This window comes from Plantactinospora sp. B24E8, assembly GCF_039871735.1.
Taxonomy (GTDB): Bacteria; Actinomycetota; Actinomycetes; order Mycobacteriales; family Micromonosporaceae; genus Plantactinospora.
Genome location: NZ_JBDPMH010000039.1, coordinates 42,973 through 61,610, shown reverse-complemented (window position 1 = coordinate 61,610; position 18,638 = coordinate 42,973). Strand labels below are relative to the sequence as shown.

The following is an 18,638-nucleotide window of genomic DNA, read 5'->3' as shown; positions in this document are numbered from 1 at the left end:
CTGGACCCGGGCGGGGCGGCGGCCGGCGGACCGGGGCCGGTGGTGCCACACTTGTCGAATGCCTGACCTGCGGTCGAAGACCTCCACGCACGGCCGGACGATGGCCGGCGCCCGGGCCCTGTGGCGGGCCACCGGAATGACGGACGACGACTTCGGCAAGCCGATCGTCGCCATCGCGAACAGCTTCACCCAGTTCGTGCCCGGGCACGTACACCTCAAGGACCTCGGTGGCCTGGTCGCCGACGCGGTGGCGGAGGCCGGCGGGGTCGGCCGGGAGTTCAACACCATCGCGGTCGACGACGGCATCGCGATGGGCCACGGCGGCATGCTCTACTCGCTGCCCAGCCGCGAGTTGATCGCCGACGCGGTCGAGTACATGGTCAACGCGCACTGCGCGGACGCCCTGGTCTGCATCTCCAACTGCGACAAGATCACCCCGGGGATGCTGCTCGCCGCACTCCGGCTGAACATCCCGACCGTCTTCGTCTCCGGCGGACCGATGGAGGCCGGCAAGACGGTGGCGGTCGAGGGCGTCGTGCACGACAAGATCGACCTGATCGACGCGATGATCGCCTCGTCGAACGACGCGGTCACCGACGACCAGCTCGGTGCCATCGAACGGTCCGCCTGCCCGACCTGCGGCTCCTGCTCCGGCATGTTCACCGCGAACTCGATGAACTGCCTGACCGAGGCGATCGGCCTGGCCCTGCCGGGCAACGGGTCGGTGCTGGCCACCCACGCCGCCCGCAAGGCGCTCTTCGAGCGGGCCGGCCGGGTGGTCGTCGAGATCGCCAACCGCTGGTACGCCGACGACGACGCCTCGGTGCTGCCGCGCTCCATCGCCTCCCGCGCCGCCTTCGAAAACGCGGTCGCCCTGGACGTGGCGATGGGCGGCTCCACCAACACCGTGCTGCACCTGCTGGCCGCGGCCCGCGAGGCGGAGCTGGACTTCGGTGTCGCGGACATCGACGAGATCTCCCGCCGGGTGCCCTGCCTGGCCAAGGTCGCCCCGAACTCGCCGAAGTACCACATGGAGGACGTGCACCGGGCCGGCGGCATCCCGGCGATCCTCGGCGAACTGGACCGGGCCGGGCTGCTGCGCCGGGACGTGCACTCGGTGCACTCGACCGACCTGGACAGCTGGCTGGCCGACTGGGACATCCGGAGCGGCGCCGCCACCCGGGAGGCGATCGAGCTGTTCCACGCCGCGCCGGGCGGGGTCCGCACCACCGAACCGTTCTCCACCACCAACCGCTGGTCCACCCTGGACACGGACGCGGCGGAGGGCTGCATCCGCGACCGGGCGCACGCGTACACCGCCGACGGCGGGCTGGCGATCCTGCACGGCAACCTCGCCCCGGACGGCGCCGTGGTCAAGACCGCCGGGGTGCCGGCCGAGTGCCTCACCTTCCGCGGCCCGGCCAAGGTCTTCGAGTCGCAGGAGGCCGCGGTCGACGCGATCCTCGGCAAGCGGATCGTCGCCGGCGACGTGGTGGTGATCCGGTACGAGGGCCCGAAGGGCGGGCCGGGGATGCAGGAGATGCTCTACCCCACCTCGTTCCTCAAGGGTCGCGGCCTCGGCCGGGAGTGCGCGCTGATCACCGACGGCCGGTTCTCCGGCGGCACCTCCGGGCTCTCCATCGGCCACGTCTCCCCAGAGGCGGCCGGCGGCGGACTCATCGCCCTCGTCGAGGACGGCGACGAGATCACCATCGACATCCCGTCGCGCAGCATGGAACTGAACGTCCCGGCCGAGGTGCTGCAGGCCCGCCGGATCGCCCAGGAGAAGCGCGACCGGCCGTACACCCCGGTGGACCGGGTCCGCCCGGTCTCCGCCGCGCTGCGGGCGTACGCCTCGATGGCGACCTCGGCCAGCGACGGCGCGTACCGCCGCGTCCCCGACTGAGGTGTAAGGAAGCGGCCCTTCCCAGAACGTCAGGAAGGGCCGCTTCTGACGCGGAGGAAGTCGGTGACGAGGTCGGCGAGTTTGCCCGGGCGCTCGGCCAGCATCGCGTGGCTGGCGCCGTCGAGGTGGACGATCCGCAGCCACGGGTTGTCGGCGACGGCCGCCAACCGGTTCCGCAGGCCGCGCCGGTGGGCCGCGTACAGGTCGGCGAAGGCCTGCTGTTCCGGCAGGTTCTCGGTGGCGAGCACCAGCAGCAGCGGGCTGCGCACGTCGCGGTAGACCGGGATCAGGTCCAACGTCGCCATTGCGACCCGCAACTCCTCGGTCGACCGCGGCTCGGGCCGCAGCCGGTACCGGCCACCGTTCACCGGTACGAGGTTGCGTTCGAACGCCTCCAGCCAGGATTCCTCGGCGGAGCCGTACCGCCGGGCCTGGGCTCGCTGGCCGGCGCGGGCCGCCTCGACCTGGTCGGCGGTCAGCGGCTGGGCCATCGCGGCGGTCATCGCCGCGAAGGTCTCCCGGAGCCGGGCCAGTTCGGCTACGGCCCGGTCCGGATCGAGCCCGGCGAGGTCGTCCGGGCGGGCCGGGGGTGGGTTGCCGTCCAGGCTGACCGCGCCGGGGCAGTCCGGGTGACGGGCCGCCCAGAGCGCCGCGAGCATGCCACCGAGGGAGACCCCGACCACGGCGGGCCGGTGCAGGTCCAGCTCGTCGACGACGCTGGCCAGGTCGTCCAGGGCCGCGTCCCAGGTCCAGGGCCCGTCGCCGGACCGGCCGTGCCCTCGCAGGTCCACCGTGACCACCCGGTGGGCGGGGCGCAGCATCCGGGCCAGTTCGGCCGTCGTGGCGAGGTTACCGCCGGCACCGTGCAGGAGCAGCAGCGGGGCGCCGGCACCGCCGTGGTCGTGGACGGCGATCGGCACCGGCCCCGACCTGATCGTCGTGGTGGTGGAGTCATTCCGCGATATGTCAGCCACGGAGGTGTTCCTCTCGCTCGAGTAGGCGGTCACGGACCGAGGAGGGCCACACCCCGCCGTCGGGGTGGCGGGCCAGCTTGCCGCGGTTGACCAGGTCGTGCACGCCCTGCCGGGTGATTCCGAGCATCGCCCCGGCCACCGCGTACGAGACCGAGGCGGCGGTGGGGTGCCCGACCCGGCGGGCGACGGTCTGTCCCAACGGGGTACGCCACCAGTCGAGCGGCGGCTCGAAGGGCCCGTCTCCGGGGTAGAGGGTGGAGATGATCCGGAGCACGACGCCGACCGCTTCCCGGTCGTCCCCCTTGACCAGCCGGTGGGCCCACGCCTCGGCGCGGACCCGGACGACGGTCCGTAACGCGTCGACGGTCTCGTCGCCGTCCAGCAGGATCTCCAGCGGATCCAGCAGTCGGATGTCGATCGTGCGGAGGAGCTGTTCGACCAGTTCGTCGTGGGTCGGTGGTGGCACGGCGGACCTCCTCAGATGCTTGACAGTCATCGTCAAGTACTTGACGCCATCCGTCAAGCCCTCGGGTACGTCGGTCCGGCTCTCAACCCGCCGGTCCGGCTCTCAACCCGCCGGCTCGGTGGGATTGAGCAGCGCGGTGAGGACGCCGTCCACCCGGGCGGCCACCCCCTCGACGGCGGCACCCTCGGCAACCACCCCCTCGGCGAACAGGCCCTCCAGTACGCCGTGCAGGCCGTGCAGCAGGAAGTCGACGGTGAACGTCGGATCCTCGACCGCCAGTTCGCCGGTCCGCTCGCCCTCCCGGACCAGGTCGAGCAGGTTCTCCCTGATCGGCTCCGTACCACCTCTTCCTCGGCGACGAGACCGCCGCCGTCGCGTTCGGCGCCATGCTGCGCGCCCTGCCCGCGACGATCCCGGCGTACGGCGTGCTGGTGACCGACTCGCCCGAGGGCGAACTGCCACTGCCGGCCGACCGTCCACTGTCCTGGGTGCACCGGGGCGACGCCGACCCGGCCGATCCCGCACCGCTGCTCCGGGCGATACGCGCGCTCGACCTGCCGGGGGACGCACCGGGGACCGCGTACCTGGCCGGCGAAGCCCGCACCTGCCAGGCGGTCCGGGACCACCTGGTCCGGGAGCGCGGCTGGTCCCGCCGGCAGGCCGTGGTCAAGCCGTTCTGGGCGCCCGGCCGGCGGGGGCTCGACTGAGCGACCGATGGGTCACAAGGACGCCCGGGTGCTGATGCCGGACCTCCCGGGACCTGTGTTGGCAGCGGCAGCGGCAGCGGTCGGTGCCGGCCTCCTCCGTCGTCATCCGGTCAGTAGCCGGGGAAGACGCGGCGCAGGTCGTCGAGGGTGAGCGGGCCGGTCACCGTCACCCCGTCCGGGGTGTGCGCCGGTCCGAGTCGACCGGCGGCCAGGCGCAGCCACGTCTCGGCCGGCATCGTCGCCTCGCCGTCCGGCTCGTCGGGTGCCCCGGTCAGCTCGATCCGCTCGCCGAGGCGCAGGCCGAAGGTCTGCTCCGGGTCGTGCAGCCGTACCGCCAGCTCGGCCTGTCGGCCGTCCAGCGCGTCCGGCCGGCCGACCCAGCCGAGCAGGGCGCCGACCTGCTCCAGCAGCAGCGGCACCGCCTCCGGCGCCACGGTCGCGTACGAGTTGAAGCCGACCTCGACATCCCACTGGTGCAGGGCGAACTCGCTGAGTCGCATCCGGGCGGCGGTCGCCAGGTCGACCGGTTCGGGCAGGAATCCGAGGTCGATCCGGATACTCTCCCGGGTGGCGGCGTCGAGGGACTCGTACTGCTCGACCAGGCGCCGGTTGGCGTCGAGAAAGCCCTCGGCGTGCCCGGTCGGGTCCATCGCGTCCCAGCGCGCCCAGACCGACCGGTTGAAGTCCTGGTCGGGGGCGGGCCCGCCGGTCACCGCCGCGGTCAGGCTGGCCTGGTTGATCTCGGCTCCGCTGCCCAGGTGGCTGAGTACCTGCGATATCTGCCACTCGCTGGCCCCGGAGGGACGGGTCAGGTCCGTCGGTCCGAGGTCCCGGACCAGTGCGGCGAGTTCGTCGTGCCCCGAGCGGAGCGCGGCGATGACCTGGTCGGCGAGCACAGCCATGGCGTTTCCCTGTCGTTCGGCGGGCGGGAGCCGGTCGTACGGCCGGCGGGTGGCCACCCCTCCCGGAGATGACCACCCGCCATCATGCCCCACCACCCACCAGCCGTGCCCGGGGCCGACCCGCCTCTCCGGTCGGCCCCGGACGTCCCGGTTATCCGAAGATTCCGGTCAGGGTGCCACCGGCCACGGCGAGACCCTCGACCACCTTGCGGGCCTCGTTCCCCTCCGTGCCGGCGGCAAGGCCGCTGCGCGCCTTGAGGGCGTAGACGTGGAACTGGTAGCGGTGCTCGCCGCTCGGCGGGCAGGGCGGCGCCCACGCCGCCCGGCCGGACGAGTTCTGGCCTTCCAGGACGCCGGCCGGCAGGTCACCGCCGGACAGCTCCCGGGTTCCGGCCGGAATGTCGAAGACCACCCAGTGCAGGTAGGAGCCGCCCGGCGCGTCCGGGTCGTCGACCACCACCGCGTACGACTCCACGCCGTCGACCTCGCCGGACCAGGCGAGCGCGGGCCGCTCCCCCAGTCCCCGGCAGCTGTACCGGGTCGGGATCCGTTCACCCTCCTTGAACGCCGGGCTGGTCACCGTCAGGCTCGCCCGGGCGCCGGCCGGCGTCTCCGGTTCGTCGTCGCCGCAACCGCTCAGGGTCGCGGCGAACAGCCCGAGGGCGAGGAGGGCGACGCCCCGCGGTCCCGGCCGGCGTCTCCCGACCACCCTAAAGCCGTCCACAACAGACAGAACTGTCATCGTCATCCCTTTCTGGGCACCCCGTGGGAGCGCTGCCAGTCAGGGAAACATGCCGCCGAACCTCCGGAACAGCCCTGGTCACAGACTCTGCCGATCCCGCCAACCGATCCCGGACCAGCCAGTCCCCACGATCCGGACGGACAGCCAGAATATCCATGATCATGGAACCTGGCGGCGCCCGGGCCGGTCACTCCCCGGCCGGCTCGGTCACTCTCCGACTGGCTCGGTCGCTCTCCGGCGGGCTCGGTCACTCTCCGGCGGGCTCGGCGTCGAGCCAGGCTTCCAGCAGCAGCCGGTCGATCGAGTCCGGGTTGCCGAGACGTCCCCGCGCCGCGCGGCGGGCCCGCAGTTCGGCCCGGCTGAACCAGCGGGCCTCCAGCAGCTCCTCGCCGTCGACCCGGGTCTCCTCGCTGCCGGCCCGGGCGAAGAAGCCCACCATCAGCCCGGACGGGAACGGCCACGGCTGTGAGGCGACATAACGGACCGAGTCGACCACCACCCCGGCCTCCTCGAACGCCTCACGCCGGACCGCGTCCTCCAGGCTTTCCCCAACCTCCAGGAACCCGGCCAGCAGGGCGAAGGAGTCCCGGTCCGCCCCCGCGTGCCGACCGAGCAGGCACCGGGCCGGGTCCCCCGGCAGCTCCACCAGCATGATCACCGCCGGGCTGATCTGTGGGAACAGCTGGCGTCGGCACCCGGGACACTCCCGGGCCGCCCCGCCCTCGGTCAACCGGGTCGGCTGGCCGCAGGTGGCACAGAAACGCTGGTGCCGGTGCCAGTAGCAGAGGCCCCGGGCGTATCCGAGCAGTGCCGCCTCGGCGGGGTCCAGCCGCTGCACCAACTCGCGTACGTCACGGGTCCGGTCCGCACCGGCCGCCCGGAGCGCTTCGGTTTCCGGCAGCCCGCTCAGGTCGACCGCGAAGACCGGCCGGGTCCCGTCGAGACCGAGGAAGAACGGGCCGGCATCGACGGTGGCCGGCAACCAGACGCCGTCCCCGCCACCGAGGCGGACCACCGCCCCGTCCGCGACCAGGCACCGGTCCCGCCACAACGGGATGATCTCGGTCTGCCCGGCGGTCAGCGCCGTCTGCAGCCGTACCGGGTCGCGGCGGAGTCGGGCGGCCCGATCGAGGCGGCCGTTGGCGTACGTGACGAGGCCGGCCGGGTCGAGGGTCATCGCCGCGCCACCCGACGGCGGTTGTCCGCACCGCCACGGCGGCGAGCCGGACCCCGAGGCAGGGGTGGACGGGGTGACACGCGTGAGCTGATCACCGGCACCCTCGCATGCTATGCGTCGTGCCGTCCCGTCGGCCTGGTGCCGCCGCGTCCGCCACGTCACATCCTCGGCCCGACACCGTCCCGCCCAACCGGCCGGAAGGAATGATCGGCCGGTGAACGTCACCAGACCAGCGACCCTCGACGACGCGCCCGCCCTGGCCGAGCTCTTTGCACTCAACCGTGATTTCCTCGCCCCGTGGGAACCGCTCCGCACCGACGAGTGGTTCACCGTCGCCGGTCAGCGGGCCGACCTGGCGGCCGCGCTCGAGCGACGGGACCAGGGCACGGGCCTGGTGCACCTCATCCTCGACGAGTCCGGCCAGGTGGTCGGTCGGATCGCCCTGAACAACATCATCCGGGGTGCCTTCCAGTCCGTCAGCCTGGGCTACTGGGTGAGTGGCAGTCACAACGGTCGTGGCTTGGCCACCGCAGCGGTACGCGAGATGGTCCGACTGGCCTTCACCGAGCTGGGCCTGCACCGTATCCAGGCCGAGGTCCTGCCACACAACGCCGGTTCCCGACGGGTGCTGGAACGTAACGGATTCGTCCGGATCGGCATGGCGCCGGACTACCTGAACATCGCCGGCAGGTGGCAGGATTTTGTCCTCTACCAACTGCTCAACGCCGGCTGGAGCCCACCCGGCCAGCCCGCCGGCCGTTGACGGACGCCGCATGCCGTTCCCCAGAGTCACCTTGGTGACTCTGGGGAACGTGGCTCCAACGCTGATCGAGTGGCCGCTCCGACCGCCGACCCGGCCGGCCCGTCGACGGGCGGACCAGCCGAGCAGACGACGGCAGCCGGAACCGGCCTAGCTGCCGAGCAGGGTGACCAGGCCCTGGTCAAGGTCGTAGCGGGCGCCGACGACCGCCATCTCTCCGGAGTGGACCCGTTCCGCGATGATCTCGCTGGCGGCGGTGAGGTGCGCGACCTGGGCGAGCACGTTCGCCCGTACCCCGGCCTCCACGACGTCACCGGAGCTGCCGATCAGCGGCTCGACCACCGGGCGTAGCGCTTCGACGATCGCGCCGATCGAACCCGGCGCGTGCCCGCCGCTCTCGATGGTCTCGACGGCGGCCGAGACGGCGCCGCACCGCTCGTGGCCGAGGACGAGCAGCACCGGCGGGACGAAGTGCTCGACCGCGTACTCGATGCTGCCCATCATGATGGTGTCGACGATGTTGCCGGCGACCCGGTTGTCGAACAGGTCACCGAGGCCCTGGTCGAAGAGGACCTCCGGGGAGACCCGGGAGTCGGCGCAACCCACGATGATCGCGAACGGGTCCTGGCCGTCGGCCAGGTTGCGGACGTCACGGGGTGACTGGTGGGGGTGCCGGCTGCGTCCGTTGACGAAACGCCGGTTGCCGTCGAGCAGTCGACGGATCGCCTGCGTCGGGGTGGTCGGGGTGGCGTCGGCCGGCGGTTGGGCGGCGGCCGGGCCGGCCAGGCCGACCGCGCCGACGGCGGTCATCCCGCCGGCGGCCAGCAGAGCCCGCCGGCTGACCGGACGAAGTGGAGTGTTCTTCACAATCGGCGAACCTAGCGGAGCGCCGACGATCACCACGACAGATGAGCGACAGTGGATGAATGATGAGACCCGAATCACCCTCGGGTCTCATTCGCGTACCCCGGCTACGGCAGCGGCGCCCAGGTCACCCCGATCTCCGGCTCCCGGTCGGCGGGTGGGCTGAACCGCTGCAGCCGCTCGTCGAGCACCGTCAGCCGGCCGGTCGGGATGTCGAAGAAGAGCCCCTGTACGGAGACCTTTTCCTCGTCCACGCCCCGCGCGGCCAGGAACTCGCGCAGCGTGGTGACCTGCAACGCCACGTTGACCATCGCCAACTGGTCGACCTCGGTACGGCCCTGGCCGGCGGCGGTACGCCCGATCGGGTGGCCGGCCCGCCACGCCTCCAGGCTCGGCCGTCCCCAGCGCAGCCACTGCCCGAGCGGGCCCTTCTCGTCGCCGAGCCCGCCGAGCTCGTCACACCCCTCCCGCCCGTCGAGCCCGCCCAGCAGTCCCTGCATGGCACCGCACCCGGAGTGCCCGCAGACCAGCAGGGCCCGCACGTCGAGCACCTCGACCGCGTAGCAGACAGCGGCGGCGACCGACGACTCCGCGTCCGGGTCCGCCGGGATCAGGTTGCCGATGTTGCGGACCGTGAACAGGTCACCGGGCCCGCTGCTGGTGATCACATTGGGCACGATCCGCGCGTCGGCGCAGGTCAGGAAGAGGGTCCCCGGCCGGTGCCGGCCACCGAGCTCGCTGAGGTAGGGCAGCAGCCGCGCGGCCGAACGCCGGTGGTACTCGCGTACCCCGGCGTGCACGGGGCGCAGCGCCGCGTGCAGGGAGGCGTGGTGGTCGGCCTGCAGCGCACCGTTCGGCTCGACATGCCGGGCCTGCCAGCTCGACCAGGGCGAGAACCAGCGGGGTGGCACCAGTGCGTGCACCCGCCGGGCCGGCCGGGGCTGGTCACCACGCAGCGCCGCGGGGCCGACCTCGTCGAGGCGTACGCTGCCGCCGGTGGCCTCGTGCTGGCGTACCCACCAGTCCAGGTGGTCGAAGGCGGCGTGGTCGAGGAAGTCGGTGGCGAGTTCGAGGTCGACCACACTGCCCGACGGCACCTTGCCGAGTACGGCGGACAGCCGGGGAATGGCCAGGAAGCTCAGAGTTCCCTCGACGTGCACGGACCAGTGCTCGGGTGCCGGTGGTCGGGTCGACAGCCGCTCGGCGTGCACCCTGGCCCAGACCACCCGCCGCAGGATCAGGCAGATCGCCAGCACGAGGCCGATCAGTACCCCCTCGAGCAGGTTGAAGACCACCACGCCGAGCGCGGTGACCACGTACACGGCGAGTTCACGGTGCCGCCGTACCCGTTTGATGTCGGAGATCTTCACCAGTTGCAGGCCGACGACCACCAGGAGCCCGGCGAGCGCGGCCATCGGGATCCGCTCGACGAGGACCACCAGCAGGACGGCGAAGAGCAGTACCCAGATGCCGTGCAGGACGGCGGAGGCACGGGTCCGGGCCCCGGCGTGGACGTTTGTGGAGCTGCGCACGATGACACCGGTGACGGGCAGTCCGCCGCACATGCCGGAGACGGTGTTGGCGAGGCCCTGGCCGACGAGTTCCCGGTCCAGGTTGGTCGGCTTCGTCGGCGGGCCACCGGGGGTGCCGGCCCCGGCGTCGGTTTCCGCCGCGCTCGCGCCGCGGCCCGCGCGGCCATTGGCCTCGGCGGTCAGCCGGTCGACCGCCGTCGCCGACAGCAGACTCTCCACGCTGGCGATCGCGGCCACGGTCAGTACGGCGGCGGCGATCGCCGCCCAACTCGCCTCCGGCAGGGCCGGCAGGTGTACGGCCTCCAGCAGCGACGCCGGCATCTCGACCCGGGCCAGGTCGACGTCGTCCCAGACGACCGCGGCCAGGGTGGCGAGGGTGACGGCGACAAGCGGGCCGGGTATCCGACGCACCGTCGCCGGCAGGCGGGGCCAGAGCACCAGGAGCCCGATCACCATCAGCCCGATCAGCGTGGCGTGGTCGTGCCGGCCCGCCAGTTGCCCGGGCAGGTCGACAAGGTTCTGCACGGGGGCGGTCCCGGGCTCACCGCCGAGCAGGACGTGCAGTTGGGCGAGGACGATGGTGAGTCCGATGCCGGCCAGCATGCCGTGCACGATCGCGGGTGAGAGCGCGAGGGCGGTCCGGGCGATCCGGCTGAGGCCGAATCCGATCTGCACCAGCCCGGCGGCGGCGGTGATGGCGCAGGTCGCCGCCCAGCCGAACCGGCCGACCAGTTCCGCCACCACCACGGTCAACCCGGCCGCCGGGCCGGTGACCTGCAGTGCCGAGCCGCCGCAGAGTCCGGCCAGGACACCGCCGACCACGGCGGCGATCAGTCCGGCGGTCACCGGCGCGTCGGAGGCGGCGGCGATCCCCAGCGACAGCGGCACCGCGACCAGGAAGACCACCAGCGAGGCGGGCAGGTCGTAGCGCAGATCCCGACGGATCCAGGTGCTGATTCGGGCCGATGCGCTGGCCAGGCTGATCCACGTGGGCGACATGCTGCCTCCTCCGGCTCCGCCGGATGTGTGGCGGCGGAGAGTTGACACCGGGCGGTTTCCGCGACGGATACATCCGGTTACCAGTGATACGGGGGGAAGAGGGGTGATGCACCATTCGCCAGCATCTTATCGGGGCAACCATAAATTCCCAATAGTGAATAACTACCACTTTGGAGAGATGCATCCGCCCAGCACGCGCGCCCGGGATGGCCCACGGACCGCTGCGCAAGTCAACACCTGACAGTCGAACAGACGACAAAATCACGAGATGCCGGACGAAACCGCTGCAACGATTGATAGATGGAGGGAGATTCGTTCGAATTCCGGATTCTGGGCAGGGTCGAGGCATACCGGAGCGGGCGTCGGATACCGCTCGGTCGGCGACGGGAACGCTGCCTGCTCGGGATACTGCTGCTGGAGGCGGGACGGCCAATCCCCACCGACCGACTCATCACCCTGCTCTGGGCGGAAGACCCGCCGACGGATCCCCGGTCGAGCCTGCACACCCACATGTCCAGGCTGCGCCGGCATCTCACGCCGCCGGAACGGAACCGCCAACCGCCGCCGGCGGAACGGAACACCCGCCGTCCGGTACGGCTGCTCGCCCGGCACTCCGGCTACCTGGCCGAGGTGAACTCGGAAGCGGTCGACGCGCACCGGTTCACCGAACTGACCGCGGAGGCCCGCCGGCTGGCCGATCCGGCGGAACGCGCCTCCCGGCTGCGGGACGCGCTGGCGATGTGGCGTGGGCCGCTGCTCGCCGACGTCGCCGACGAACGGCTCCGGAAAAGGATCGGTGCCGGGCTGACCGAGCTGCGTCTGGCCGTACTCATGGAGCGCATCGACGCCGACCTGGCCACGGGCCAGCACCAGCGCCTGATCGGGGAACTGACCACGCTTGCCGCCGAACACCCGGACCGCGAGAGTTTCACGGGTCAGCTGATGGTGGCGCTCTACCGGTCCGGTCGGCAGAGCGAGGCGATCGAAAGCTACCAGCGGCTCCGACAGTGGCTCGCCGACAGCCTGGGCACCGACCCGGCACCCGAGCTGCAGGGTCTCTACACCGCGATTCTCCGCCAGGCCCCCGAACTGGCCGCGGTGCCGGCGCCGGCCGCGATCACCGTCGCCGTCCAGCCCCGGGAGACCTCCCCGGACAGCCGTCCGCCTCCGTCGACGCCGCCCGTGCTGCGGCAGCTTCCCCCTGACACGGGCGAATTCGTCGGACGCGAACGGGAACTACGCACCCAGCATGCTGCGGTCCGGGAAGGGCTGACCCACCCCCGGACGGCCAACAACCTGCTGATCTTCACGATCGAGGGCATGGCCGGGGTCGGCAAGACCCGGCTCGCGATCCGCCTCGCACACGAACTGGTCGCCGACGGGCACTATCCGGACGGGCAACTCTACGTCGACCTGTGCGGATTCACCCCGGGCCAGGGTCCGGCCGATCCGGCACCGGTGCTGGAGGAGTTCCTCAGCCAGCTCGGCGTCGACCGCGCCGAGATTCCCGCCGGGCTCTCCGAGCGGTCCGCGATGTACCGTGACCGGCTCGCCGACCGCCAGGTCCTGGTGCTGCTGGACAACGCCGCCGACGAGAAGCAGGTGCAACCTCTGTTGCCGGCCGGCCCCGACAGTCTGGTGCTGATCACCAGCCGCCGGACGCTCGCCCTGGACGGCGCCCGACCGATCACCCTGCGGACGTTCGGTCGACCCGAGGCCCTCCGGCTGCTGGCCAGCATCGCGGGCCGGCACCGGGTCGAGGCAGAGCCGCAGGCCGCGGACGAGGTGATCACCCGCTGCGGCGGCCTGCCGATCGCCGTCGCCCTCGCGGCACACCGGCTGCGGGCCCGTCCCGCGTGGCGGCTCGCCGACCTCGCCGCCCGGCTGGACGACGAGCGGGGTCGGCTGAGCGAACTCTCCGCCGGGGACCGGGCGGTCGAGGTGGTCTTCGCACTGTCCTACCGGGCGCTCGACTCCGACCAGAGGCGGATCTTCCGCCGACTCGCCCTGCACCCGGGCACCGGATACACCGCCGAGGCCGCCGCGGTACTCGGGCAGACCACCGTCCAGCACGCGGAGGCGCTCCTCGGCCAGCTTCTGTCCGAACACCTTCTGCTGGAGACCACCCCGGGGCGTTACCGGTTCCACGACCTGGTGCGGGCGTACGCGCTGCGGCGTGCCCAGGCCGACGAGCCGGAGGGGGCGAGGGCGGCGGCGCTCGACCGGCTGCTCCGCTGGTACCTGCACACGGCGGACTCCGCCGACCGGGCTCTCGACCCGTCCCGCCGGCGGACCGACCCGACCGCCGCCGACGACGCCGGGGCACCGGTCCCCCTCGACCACCCGGAGGCGGCGATGGCCTGGTTCGAGGCGGAGCGGACGAACCTCGTGGCGGTGGCCGAGACGTGTGTGTCGCACGGTGCGGACGACGTTGCCTGGCAGCTCTCGTCCGCGATGCTGACCTTCCTGTACGTCCGCAGCCACTTCACCGAGTGGCTCGCCGTACACCGGACCGCGCTGGGCGCCGCCCGCCGCTCCGGAAACCGCGTCGCGGAGGCCGGCGTACTCAACCGGCTCGGCGTCGCGCACAGCGGCCTGCACCGCCAACAGGAGGCGATCGCCTGCTACCGGCGGGCACTCCGGCTCCAGCAGGACGCCGACGACCGGCCCGGGCGGGCCTGGACGCTGAACAATCTCGGCGTCGCGTACAGCGACCTGGCCGAGTACCGGGAGGCGCTCGACTGTTTCCGGACCGCCGTCGCGCTGTTCGCCGAGACCGACGACCACCGGGGTGAGGGTCTGGCGCTCGCCAACCTGGCCGACACCCACCGTCGACTGGGTCGGGGCGACGACGCCGAGGACTGCCTTCGGCGGGCGCTGGCCGTACAGACACGTTCCGGAGACCGCCCGGGGCTGCGCTTCACCCGCACCTTCCTCGGCGACCTGCGGCACGACCGGGGCGAGTACGGCCGGGCGGTGGCCGAGTACCGGGCCGCGCTCGATATCCACCGCGAACTCGGCGACCGGCGGGGCGCCGCATCCCTGCTGGTCAGTCTCGGAAGGACGCTGCGGCGCGACGGCCAGGTCGAGGCCGCCCGGGAGTGCTGGCGACAGGCGCTCTCCGGGTACGACGAGATCCGTGACCCCCGGGCCGCCCAGGTGCGTCACCTGCTCCGCGAGGAGTTCGTCGGTCCGACCGGGTGACACCGCGCGCCGGCAGCCCGGCCGGCGGGGTGGTTGGCAAGGTCTCCGGCAAGGTTCCTGGCAGGAGTTCTCCGGGATCGTCCTGTGCACAGGGACCGGAGTCCACAGCGACTCCACACACACGAGGGGACCCCGATGAAACGTACCTTCGCCACACTGGCCGCGCTGCTGGTCACCTTCGGGGTGGCACTCTTCGCCACCGCGTCGCCGGCCAGCGCACACACCGGCAATCCGCCGTCCGGCTGCCACTACACCGACTTCTTCACCGGTGGCGGCACGAACTACGGGCGGGCCTGCTTCGAGTGGGAGGGCGACGACCACTGGGTCGCCGACCTGCAGGGCAACGGCCGCCGGGTGGGCGTCGACATCCAGACCAACTACGGGAAGTACCGCAACTGCGAGAACACCCACGGTGCCGGAACCTGGCACGAGTGCACGTTCGACCACCTCGAGGAGGAGTGCGTGCGCTGGCGTGGTTACGAGTACGACGGTGACACCGGCTCGTTCTACAACATCACGCCGTGGAGTTCGTGGCGCCGGATCGACACCGGCGGCGCCTGCTAGCCGTAGCTACCGGCCCGATGGCCCGTACCGGAGCACCCGACCCGACGTCCGGGTCGGGTGCTCCGGCCTGCTCAGCACGGCAGCCCGGCCCGGCCGTCGGTCGGCGCCTCGCCGTCCTCGCCGGTCTCTGGAGCGTTGCCACGGAGGCCGTCGAGGATGGTGTGCGAGATCGCGGCGAGCTGGTCGATCTGGGCGGGCGTGAGCCGGTCGATGACCAGCTCGCGGACGTGCCGGCTGTGCGCCGGGGCCGCCTCGGCGAGGGCGGCGTGTCCCCGGGGGGTGAGCGCCACGTGGATGGCCCGGGCGTCGCCGCGCTGCCGCTCGACGAGGCCACGTCCGCACATCCGGGTGATCTGGTGGTGCAGGCGGCTCTTCTCCCAGCCCAACGCGGCACCCATCTGGAAGATCCGGAGTCGCCGGTCGGGCGCTTCGGAGAGTACGGCGAGCACGGTGTAGTCGGCGTTCGAGAGTCCACCGCAGGCCTGTAGCTGCTGCTCGATCCGGGCGCGCACGACCTCCTGCATCAGGAAGAACGTCTGCCAGGCGTCGAGTTCGCGCTCGGTGAGGCCACCCTGCTCGTGATCCACGACTCCCATCGTACCGATCAGTTGATGCATCACCTCGTGCTCGCTATCGTCGAGGTGACACGTCAACCCATGGTTGGCCGTGGAACGGGGAGGACAGCATGAGTGGCAGCGGACAGCGCGTGGCGCGACGTACGGTCGCCCGGGTCGAGGCCGGAAACCGGCTGGGCCCGAACGCCCAGGTCGACGACCACCGGCTGCTGATCGCACCGACCCGGCCGGCGCTGACCGACCCGTTCCTGCTGCTCAGCGAGGACTGGTTCTCCGAACCGGGGTTCGAGTGGCACCCGCACCGTGGGCTGGAGACGGTGACGATGGTCCTCGACGGCGTACTCGAACACGGCGACAACATCGGCAACGCCGGTGCGCTCGGCGCCGGTGACGTGCAGTGGATGACCGCCGGACGCGGGGTCATCCACCGCGAGCTGGCGTTCCGCAACGAACGGGCACACACCCTGCAGCTCTGGGTGAACCTGCCGGCCAACAAGAAGATGGTCAACACCCGCTACCAGGACCTCGTCGCCGACCGCCGGCCGGTGGTCGAGCGCGACGGCAGCCGGATCGACGTCATCTCCGGCCAGGTCGCTGGGGTCAGCGGCCCGGCGCGTACCCACTGGCCGATCTCCGGAGCGGTCCTGACCATCGAACCGAACAGCCGACTGGACCACACCCTGCCCGGCCACGACCGCGCCTTCCTCACCGTACTCTCCGGCCGGGTCACCATCGCCGGGCGGAAGATCGGCGAGGGGCAGACCGCCTGGTCCGACCCGGTTCCCCGGGCGAACCTGTCGACAATCGCGCTGGAGACCCCGGAGGGCGACAGCCCCACCGTCGTGATGGTCTTCGGCGGGCGGCCGATCCGGCAGCAGGTCGTGATGGGTGGCCCGTTCGTGATGAACAGCAATGCGGAGATCCACCGCGCGTTCGCCGACTTCCACGCCGGAAAGTTCGGCACCGTCCCCCGCCAGGCCCGGCTGAAGTACCGCTGACCCCGGCCCACCGGTCGCCGGGGTCGCGGTCACCGGTCCGGGGCCGGGTTCACCAACCGGGCCGTGAGGAACGGGCTGGGGGCACCGTGCCAGAAGACCGCCAGGCTGTCCCGGGCCCGGGTGGCGGCGACGAAGAGCAGCGACCGCTGCCGCTGACGTTCCCGCTGGTAGCGCTTCGGGTCGGTGTCCCGATACCGGCCGATCATCTGGTGTGGGACCAGGCCGTCACTCACCCCGGCGATGATGATCCGTTGATACTCCAGGCCCTTGAAGCGGTGCATCGTGCCGATGTGCACACCGTCCCGCCCGTTCGGCCCGTCCGGACCGATCTCCACCGCAGGCGTACCCGCCGCTTCCAGGCGGGCGACGACCTCGGTCACCAGTTCGTGCGTCGGCACCGCGATCGCCACCGACCCGTCGGTCGGGTTCCCCCACTCCACCAACTGTTCGACGATCAGCTCCCGCTCGTCGTGCCACGAGGTGGCGCCCCGGAACGTCGGCCGGCCGCCCCGCAGCAGCGACCGGTAGCCGGCGAGATTTTCCGCTCCCCCGTCGAGGTCGTCGTAGGTCTCCCCACTCATGATCTCCAGGGCGGCGGCCAGGATCTGCCGGGTGGTGCGATAGCTGAGGGTCAGTCGGGCCGACCGGCCCCGGATGTGTACGCCGAGACTGCCCAGCGTCACGTGGTTGTCGTAGATCCGCTGATGGGTGTCACCGGCCAGGAACAGGTCGTCCGGGCCGGGGGCGACCATCGCCCGGAGCATCTTCCAGTGGGCGGCGCTGAGGTCCTGCGCCTCGTCGACCACGATGTGCCGGTAGCGGTGCCGCAGGAACCCTCCGGAGTCCTCGGCGGGCAGGCCCTCGCTGCGGGCCGCCCGGTCCATCTCCAGACGCGCCGCCCGTTCCGCCACCTGACGCCACGTCCACTTTCCCTGGTCGTCCAGCCACGTGCTGAACCGCTCGGTGAGCTGCCACACCTGGTCCCGCTCGGCCCGGTTCAGGGTACGGCCACGGCCGGGTCGGCGGGCTTTGAAGTAGTCGGATCGGGAGCCGAGCACCTGGCCGAGGATCACCTGGGCCCATTCGGCGGCCAGGAACTCCGCGTCCCACCCCGTCTCCCCCGTCTCGACCAGGAAGTCCTGCCACAACCCGGACACCCTGTTGTCGTCGATGATCCGCTTGCCCACCCCGGCCTTCGCCTCGGCGACGACCCGGCTGGCCAGCCGGTCGATGTTGACGATGTCGACCCGGGCGACGAGTTCCTGCCCGCCGAGGGCGATGAGCCGGGTCCGTAGGTCCGCGGCGAGGTTGCGGTTGAAGGTGGTCAGCAGGATCGGCTTGTCCGCACCGGGAGGCAGGTGCCGGACCAGGTGGGCGACCCGGTGCAGCGCGACGATCGTCTTGCCGGTGCCCGGTCCGCCGCCGACCCGAGCCGGCCCCTGGTAGCGCCGCTCGACCAGTTTGCGTTGGGTGGGGTGCAGGAAGATCTGCCAGCGGTCGAAGGACTCGGCGAGCATCGCCTGCAGCGCCTCGTCGTCGGAGAAGACCTGGGTGGCCGGGCGCTCGGCGGCGGCCTGGTAGTCGTCGAGGTCGACCGGTCCGTTCTCCCGTACCGGCTCGGTGACGTGGGCCAGCACCTCCTCGTACGGGCGGCCGTCGTAGAGCGACAGCAACACGTCGGTGGTGAGCTGCGGTGCCCGTTCGGTCAGCTCCAGCAGGGCGGTCTCACCGGTCAGCTCCCGGATCTGCGGCAGGAGCGGCTCGGCGACACCCAACTCGACAAGCTGGGCGTCGGTGAACCGGGCGAAGAGCGGCGCAGGCACCGGAGGCGGTTCCTCCGGCGCCGGCACCGCGACCGGCTCGTCCGGTGCCGGCACCGGAGGCGGCTCGTCCGGTGCCGGCACCGCGACCGGCTCCTCCGGCGACACCACCCGGCCGACGATGCTGTCGCCGACGGGGGCCAGGTCGATCACCTCGATGCCGCCGGTCACCCGGTTGATCCGGTACGAGTAGCGGTCGAGGTTGTCGTACACGTCCTTGCGGTGCCGGACCGCGACGAGCAGGTAGTCCTGGTCGGCGACGTGCAGCAACAGTGCCCGGTGGTCCTGGTTGATCCGGGCCGACCAGAGGCGGGAGTCGCCGCTGAGCTGCTTGAGCCGTAGTCCCGGGCTGTGCGGGTTGTGCCGGAACTTGTGCATGAACTCGTAGACGGCGCCCATCTCGGCGCGGGAGAGTTTCATGACCTCCCGGTCGGCCCGGTCCAGCATC

The 18,638-nt window shown here is 71.9% G+C and carries 16 protein-coding genes; 6 read left to right on the top strand and 10 right to left on the bottom strand.

Features of this window, described 5'->3' with window-relative positions; genetic code table 11:
• Window positions 1-58 precede the first annotated feature (58 nt).
• Window positions 59-1,906, top strand: a complete 1,848-nt coding sequence (gene ilvD, locus ABGB21_RS32380) for a dihydroxy-acid dehydratase (RefSeq protein WP_347657994.1) — start codon at window positions 59-61, stop codon at window positions 1,904-1,906.
• A 29-nt stretch (window positions 1,907-1,935) separates the two neighbouring features.
• Here the strand turns inward: ilvD and ABGB21_RS32375 are convergent, their stop codons facing one another.
• From ABGB21_RS32375 to ABGB21_RS32365, 3 genes are all read right to left on the bottom strand, one after another.
• Window positions 1,936-2,880 carry an alpha/beta hydrolase gene (locus ABGB21_RS32375; RefSeq protein WP_347681053.1) on the bottom strand — a complete coding sequence of 315 codons (945 nt, stop codon included), beginning with the start codon at window positions 2,878-2,880 and terminating at the stop codon, window positions 1,936-1,938.
• Window positions 2,873-3,346 (bottom strand): hypothetical protein, encoded by a 474-nt coding sequence (locus tag ABGB21_RS32370; protein WP_347657997.1) that lies wholly within the window; start codon window positions 3,344-3,346, stop codon window positions 2,873-2,875. Before ABGB21_RS32370 ends, ABGB21_RS32375 begins: the two co-directional genes overlap by 8 nt.
• A gap of 102 nt (window positions 3,347-3,448) precedes the next feature.
• A complete protein-coding gene (locus ABGB21_RS32365) occupies window positions 3,449-3,808 on the bottom strand; it encodes a hypothetical protein (protein ID WP_347658018.1) in 360 nt (119 codons plus the stop codon).
• Between ABGB21_RS32365 and ABGB21_RS32360 the strand changes: the two genes are divergently transcribed.
• Window positions 3,733-4,053, top strand: coding sequence for a siderophore-interacting protein (locus ABGB21_RS32360; RefSeq protein WP_347657998.1), 321 nt, complete (start codon window positions 3,733-3,735; stop codon window positions 4,051-4,053). The genes ABGB21_RS32365 and ABGB21_RS32360 overlap by 76 nt on opposite strands.
• A 110-nt stretch (window positions 4,054-4,163) precedes the next feature.
• Here the strand turns inward: ABGB21_RS32360 and ABGB21_RS32355 are convergent, their stop codons facing one another.
• The 3 genes from ABGB21_RS32355 to nudC form a co-directional block, all read right to left on the bottom strand.
• A complete protein-coding gene (locus ABGB21_RS32355) occupies window positions 4,164-4,955 on the bottom strand; it encodes a maleylpyruvate isomerase family mycothiol-dependent enzyme (RefSeq protein WP_347657999.1) in 792 nt (263 codons plus the stop codon).
• 151 nt (window positions 4,956-5,106) lie between these two features.
• The gene (locus ABGB21_RS32350) at window positions 5,107-5,664 is read right to left on the bottom strand and encodes a YbhB/YbcL family Raf kinase inhibitor-like protein (RefSeq protein ID WP_347658000.1); all 558 of its coding nucleotides are present in this window, start codon (window positions 5,662-5,664) and stop codon (window positions 5,107-5,109) included.
• A 280-nt stretch (window positions 5,665-5,944) separates the two neighbouring features.
• Entirely contained in the window at window positions 5,945-6,874 is a 930-nt protein-coding gene (nudC, locus tag ABGB21_RS32345; RefSeq protein WP_347681051.1) for an NAD(+) diphosphatase, read from the bottom strand.
• A 214-nt stretch (window positions 6,875-7,088) separates the two neighbouring features.
• Here nudC and ABGB21_RS32340 point away from each other — a divergent pair, with 214 nt between their 5' ends.
• Entirely contained in the window at window positions 7,089-7,637 is a 549-nt protein-coding gene (locus ABGB21_RS32340) for a GNAT family N-acetyltransferase (protein ID WP_347658002.1), read from the top strand.
• Between the two features lie 147 nt (window positions 7,638-7,784).
• Here ABGB21_RS32340 and ABGB21_RS32335 read toward each other — a convergent pair whose 3' ends face one another.
• Both ABGB21_RS32335 and ABGB21_RS32330 read right to left on the bottom strand, forming a co-directional pair.
• Window positions 7,785-8,501, bottom strand: a complete 717-nt coding sequence (locus ABGB21_RS32335) for a carbonic anhydrase (RefSeq protein ID WP_347681049.1) — start codon at window positions 8,499-8,501, stop codon at window positions 7,785-7,787.
• A gap of 104 nt (window positions 8,502-8,605) precedes the next feature.
• Window positions 8,606-11,029 carry a SulP family inorganic anion transporter gene (locus ABGB21_RS32330; RefSeq protein WP_347681047.1) on the bottom strand — a complete coding sequence of 808 codons (2,424 nt, stop codon included), beginning with the start codon at window positions 11,027-11,029 and terminating at the stop codon, window positions 8,606-8,608.
• 300 nt (window positions 11,030-11,329) lie between these two features.
• Here ABGB21_RS32330 and ABGB21_RS32325 point away from each other — a divergent pair, with 300 nt between their 5' ends.
• Both ABGB21_RS32325 and ABGB21_RS32320 read left to right on the top strand, forming a co-directional pair.
• Window positions 11,330-14,233, top strand: a complete 2,904-nt coding sequence (locus ABGB21_RS32325; protein ID WP_347681045.1) for a tetratricopeptide repeat protein — start codon at window positions 11,330-11,332, stop codon at window positions 14,231-14,233.
• Window positions 14,234-14,368: 135 nt separating this feature from the next.
• Window positions 14,369-14,797: a hypothetical protein gene (locus ABGB21_RS32320; protein ID WP_347681043.1), complete on the top strand. Its 429-nt coding sequence runs from the start codon at window positions 14,369-14,371 to the stop codon at window positions 14,795-14,797.
• A gap of 71 nt (window positions 14,798-14,868) precedes the next feature.
• Here ABGB21_RS32320 and ABGB21_RS32315 read toward each other — a convergent pair whose 3' ends face one another.
• Window positions 14,869-15,384, bottom strand: coding sequence for a MarR family winged helix-turn-helix transcriptional regulator (locus ABGB21_RS32315; RefSeq protein WP_347681041.1), 516 nt, complete (start codon window positions 15,382-15,384; stop codon window positions 14,869-14,871).
• A 98-nt stretch (window positions 15,385-15,482) separates the two neighbouring features.
• Between ABGB21_RS32315 and ABGB21_RS32310 the strand changes: the two genes are divergently transcribed.
• The gene (locus ABGB21_RS32310) at window positions 15,483-16,370 is read left to right on the top strand and encodes a pirin family protein (protein WP_347658009.1); all 888 of its coding nucleotides are present in this window, start codon (window positions 15,483-15,485) and stop codon (window positions 16,368-16,370) included.
• Between the two features lie 29 nt (window positions 16,371-16,399).
• On the opposite strand, the gene ABGB21_RS32305 is transcribed toward ABGB21_RS32310, so the two are convergent.
• Complete coding sequence (locus ABGB21_RS32305) at window positions 16,400-18,637, bottom strand: UvrD-helicase domain-containing protein (RefSeq protein ID WP_347681059.1); 2,238 nt, start codon at window positions 18,635-18,637, stop codon at window positions 16,400-16,402.
• Window position 18,638 lies beyond the last annotated feature (1 nt).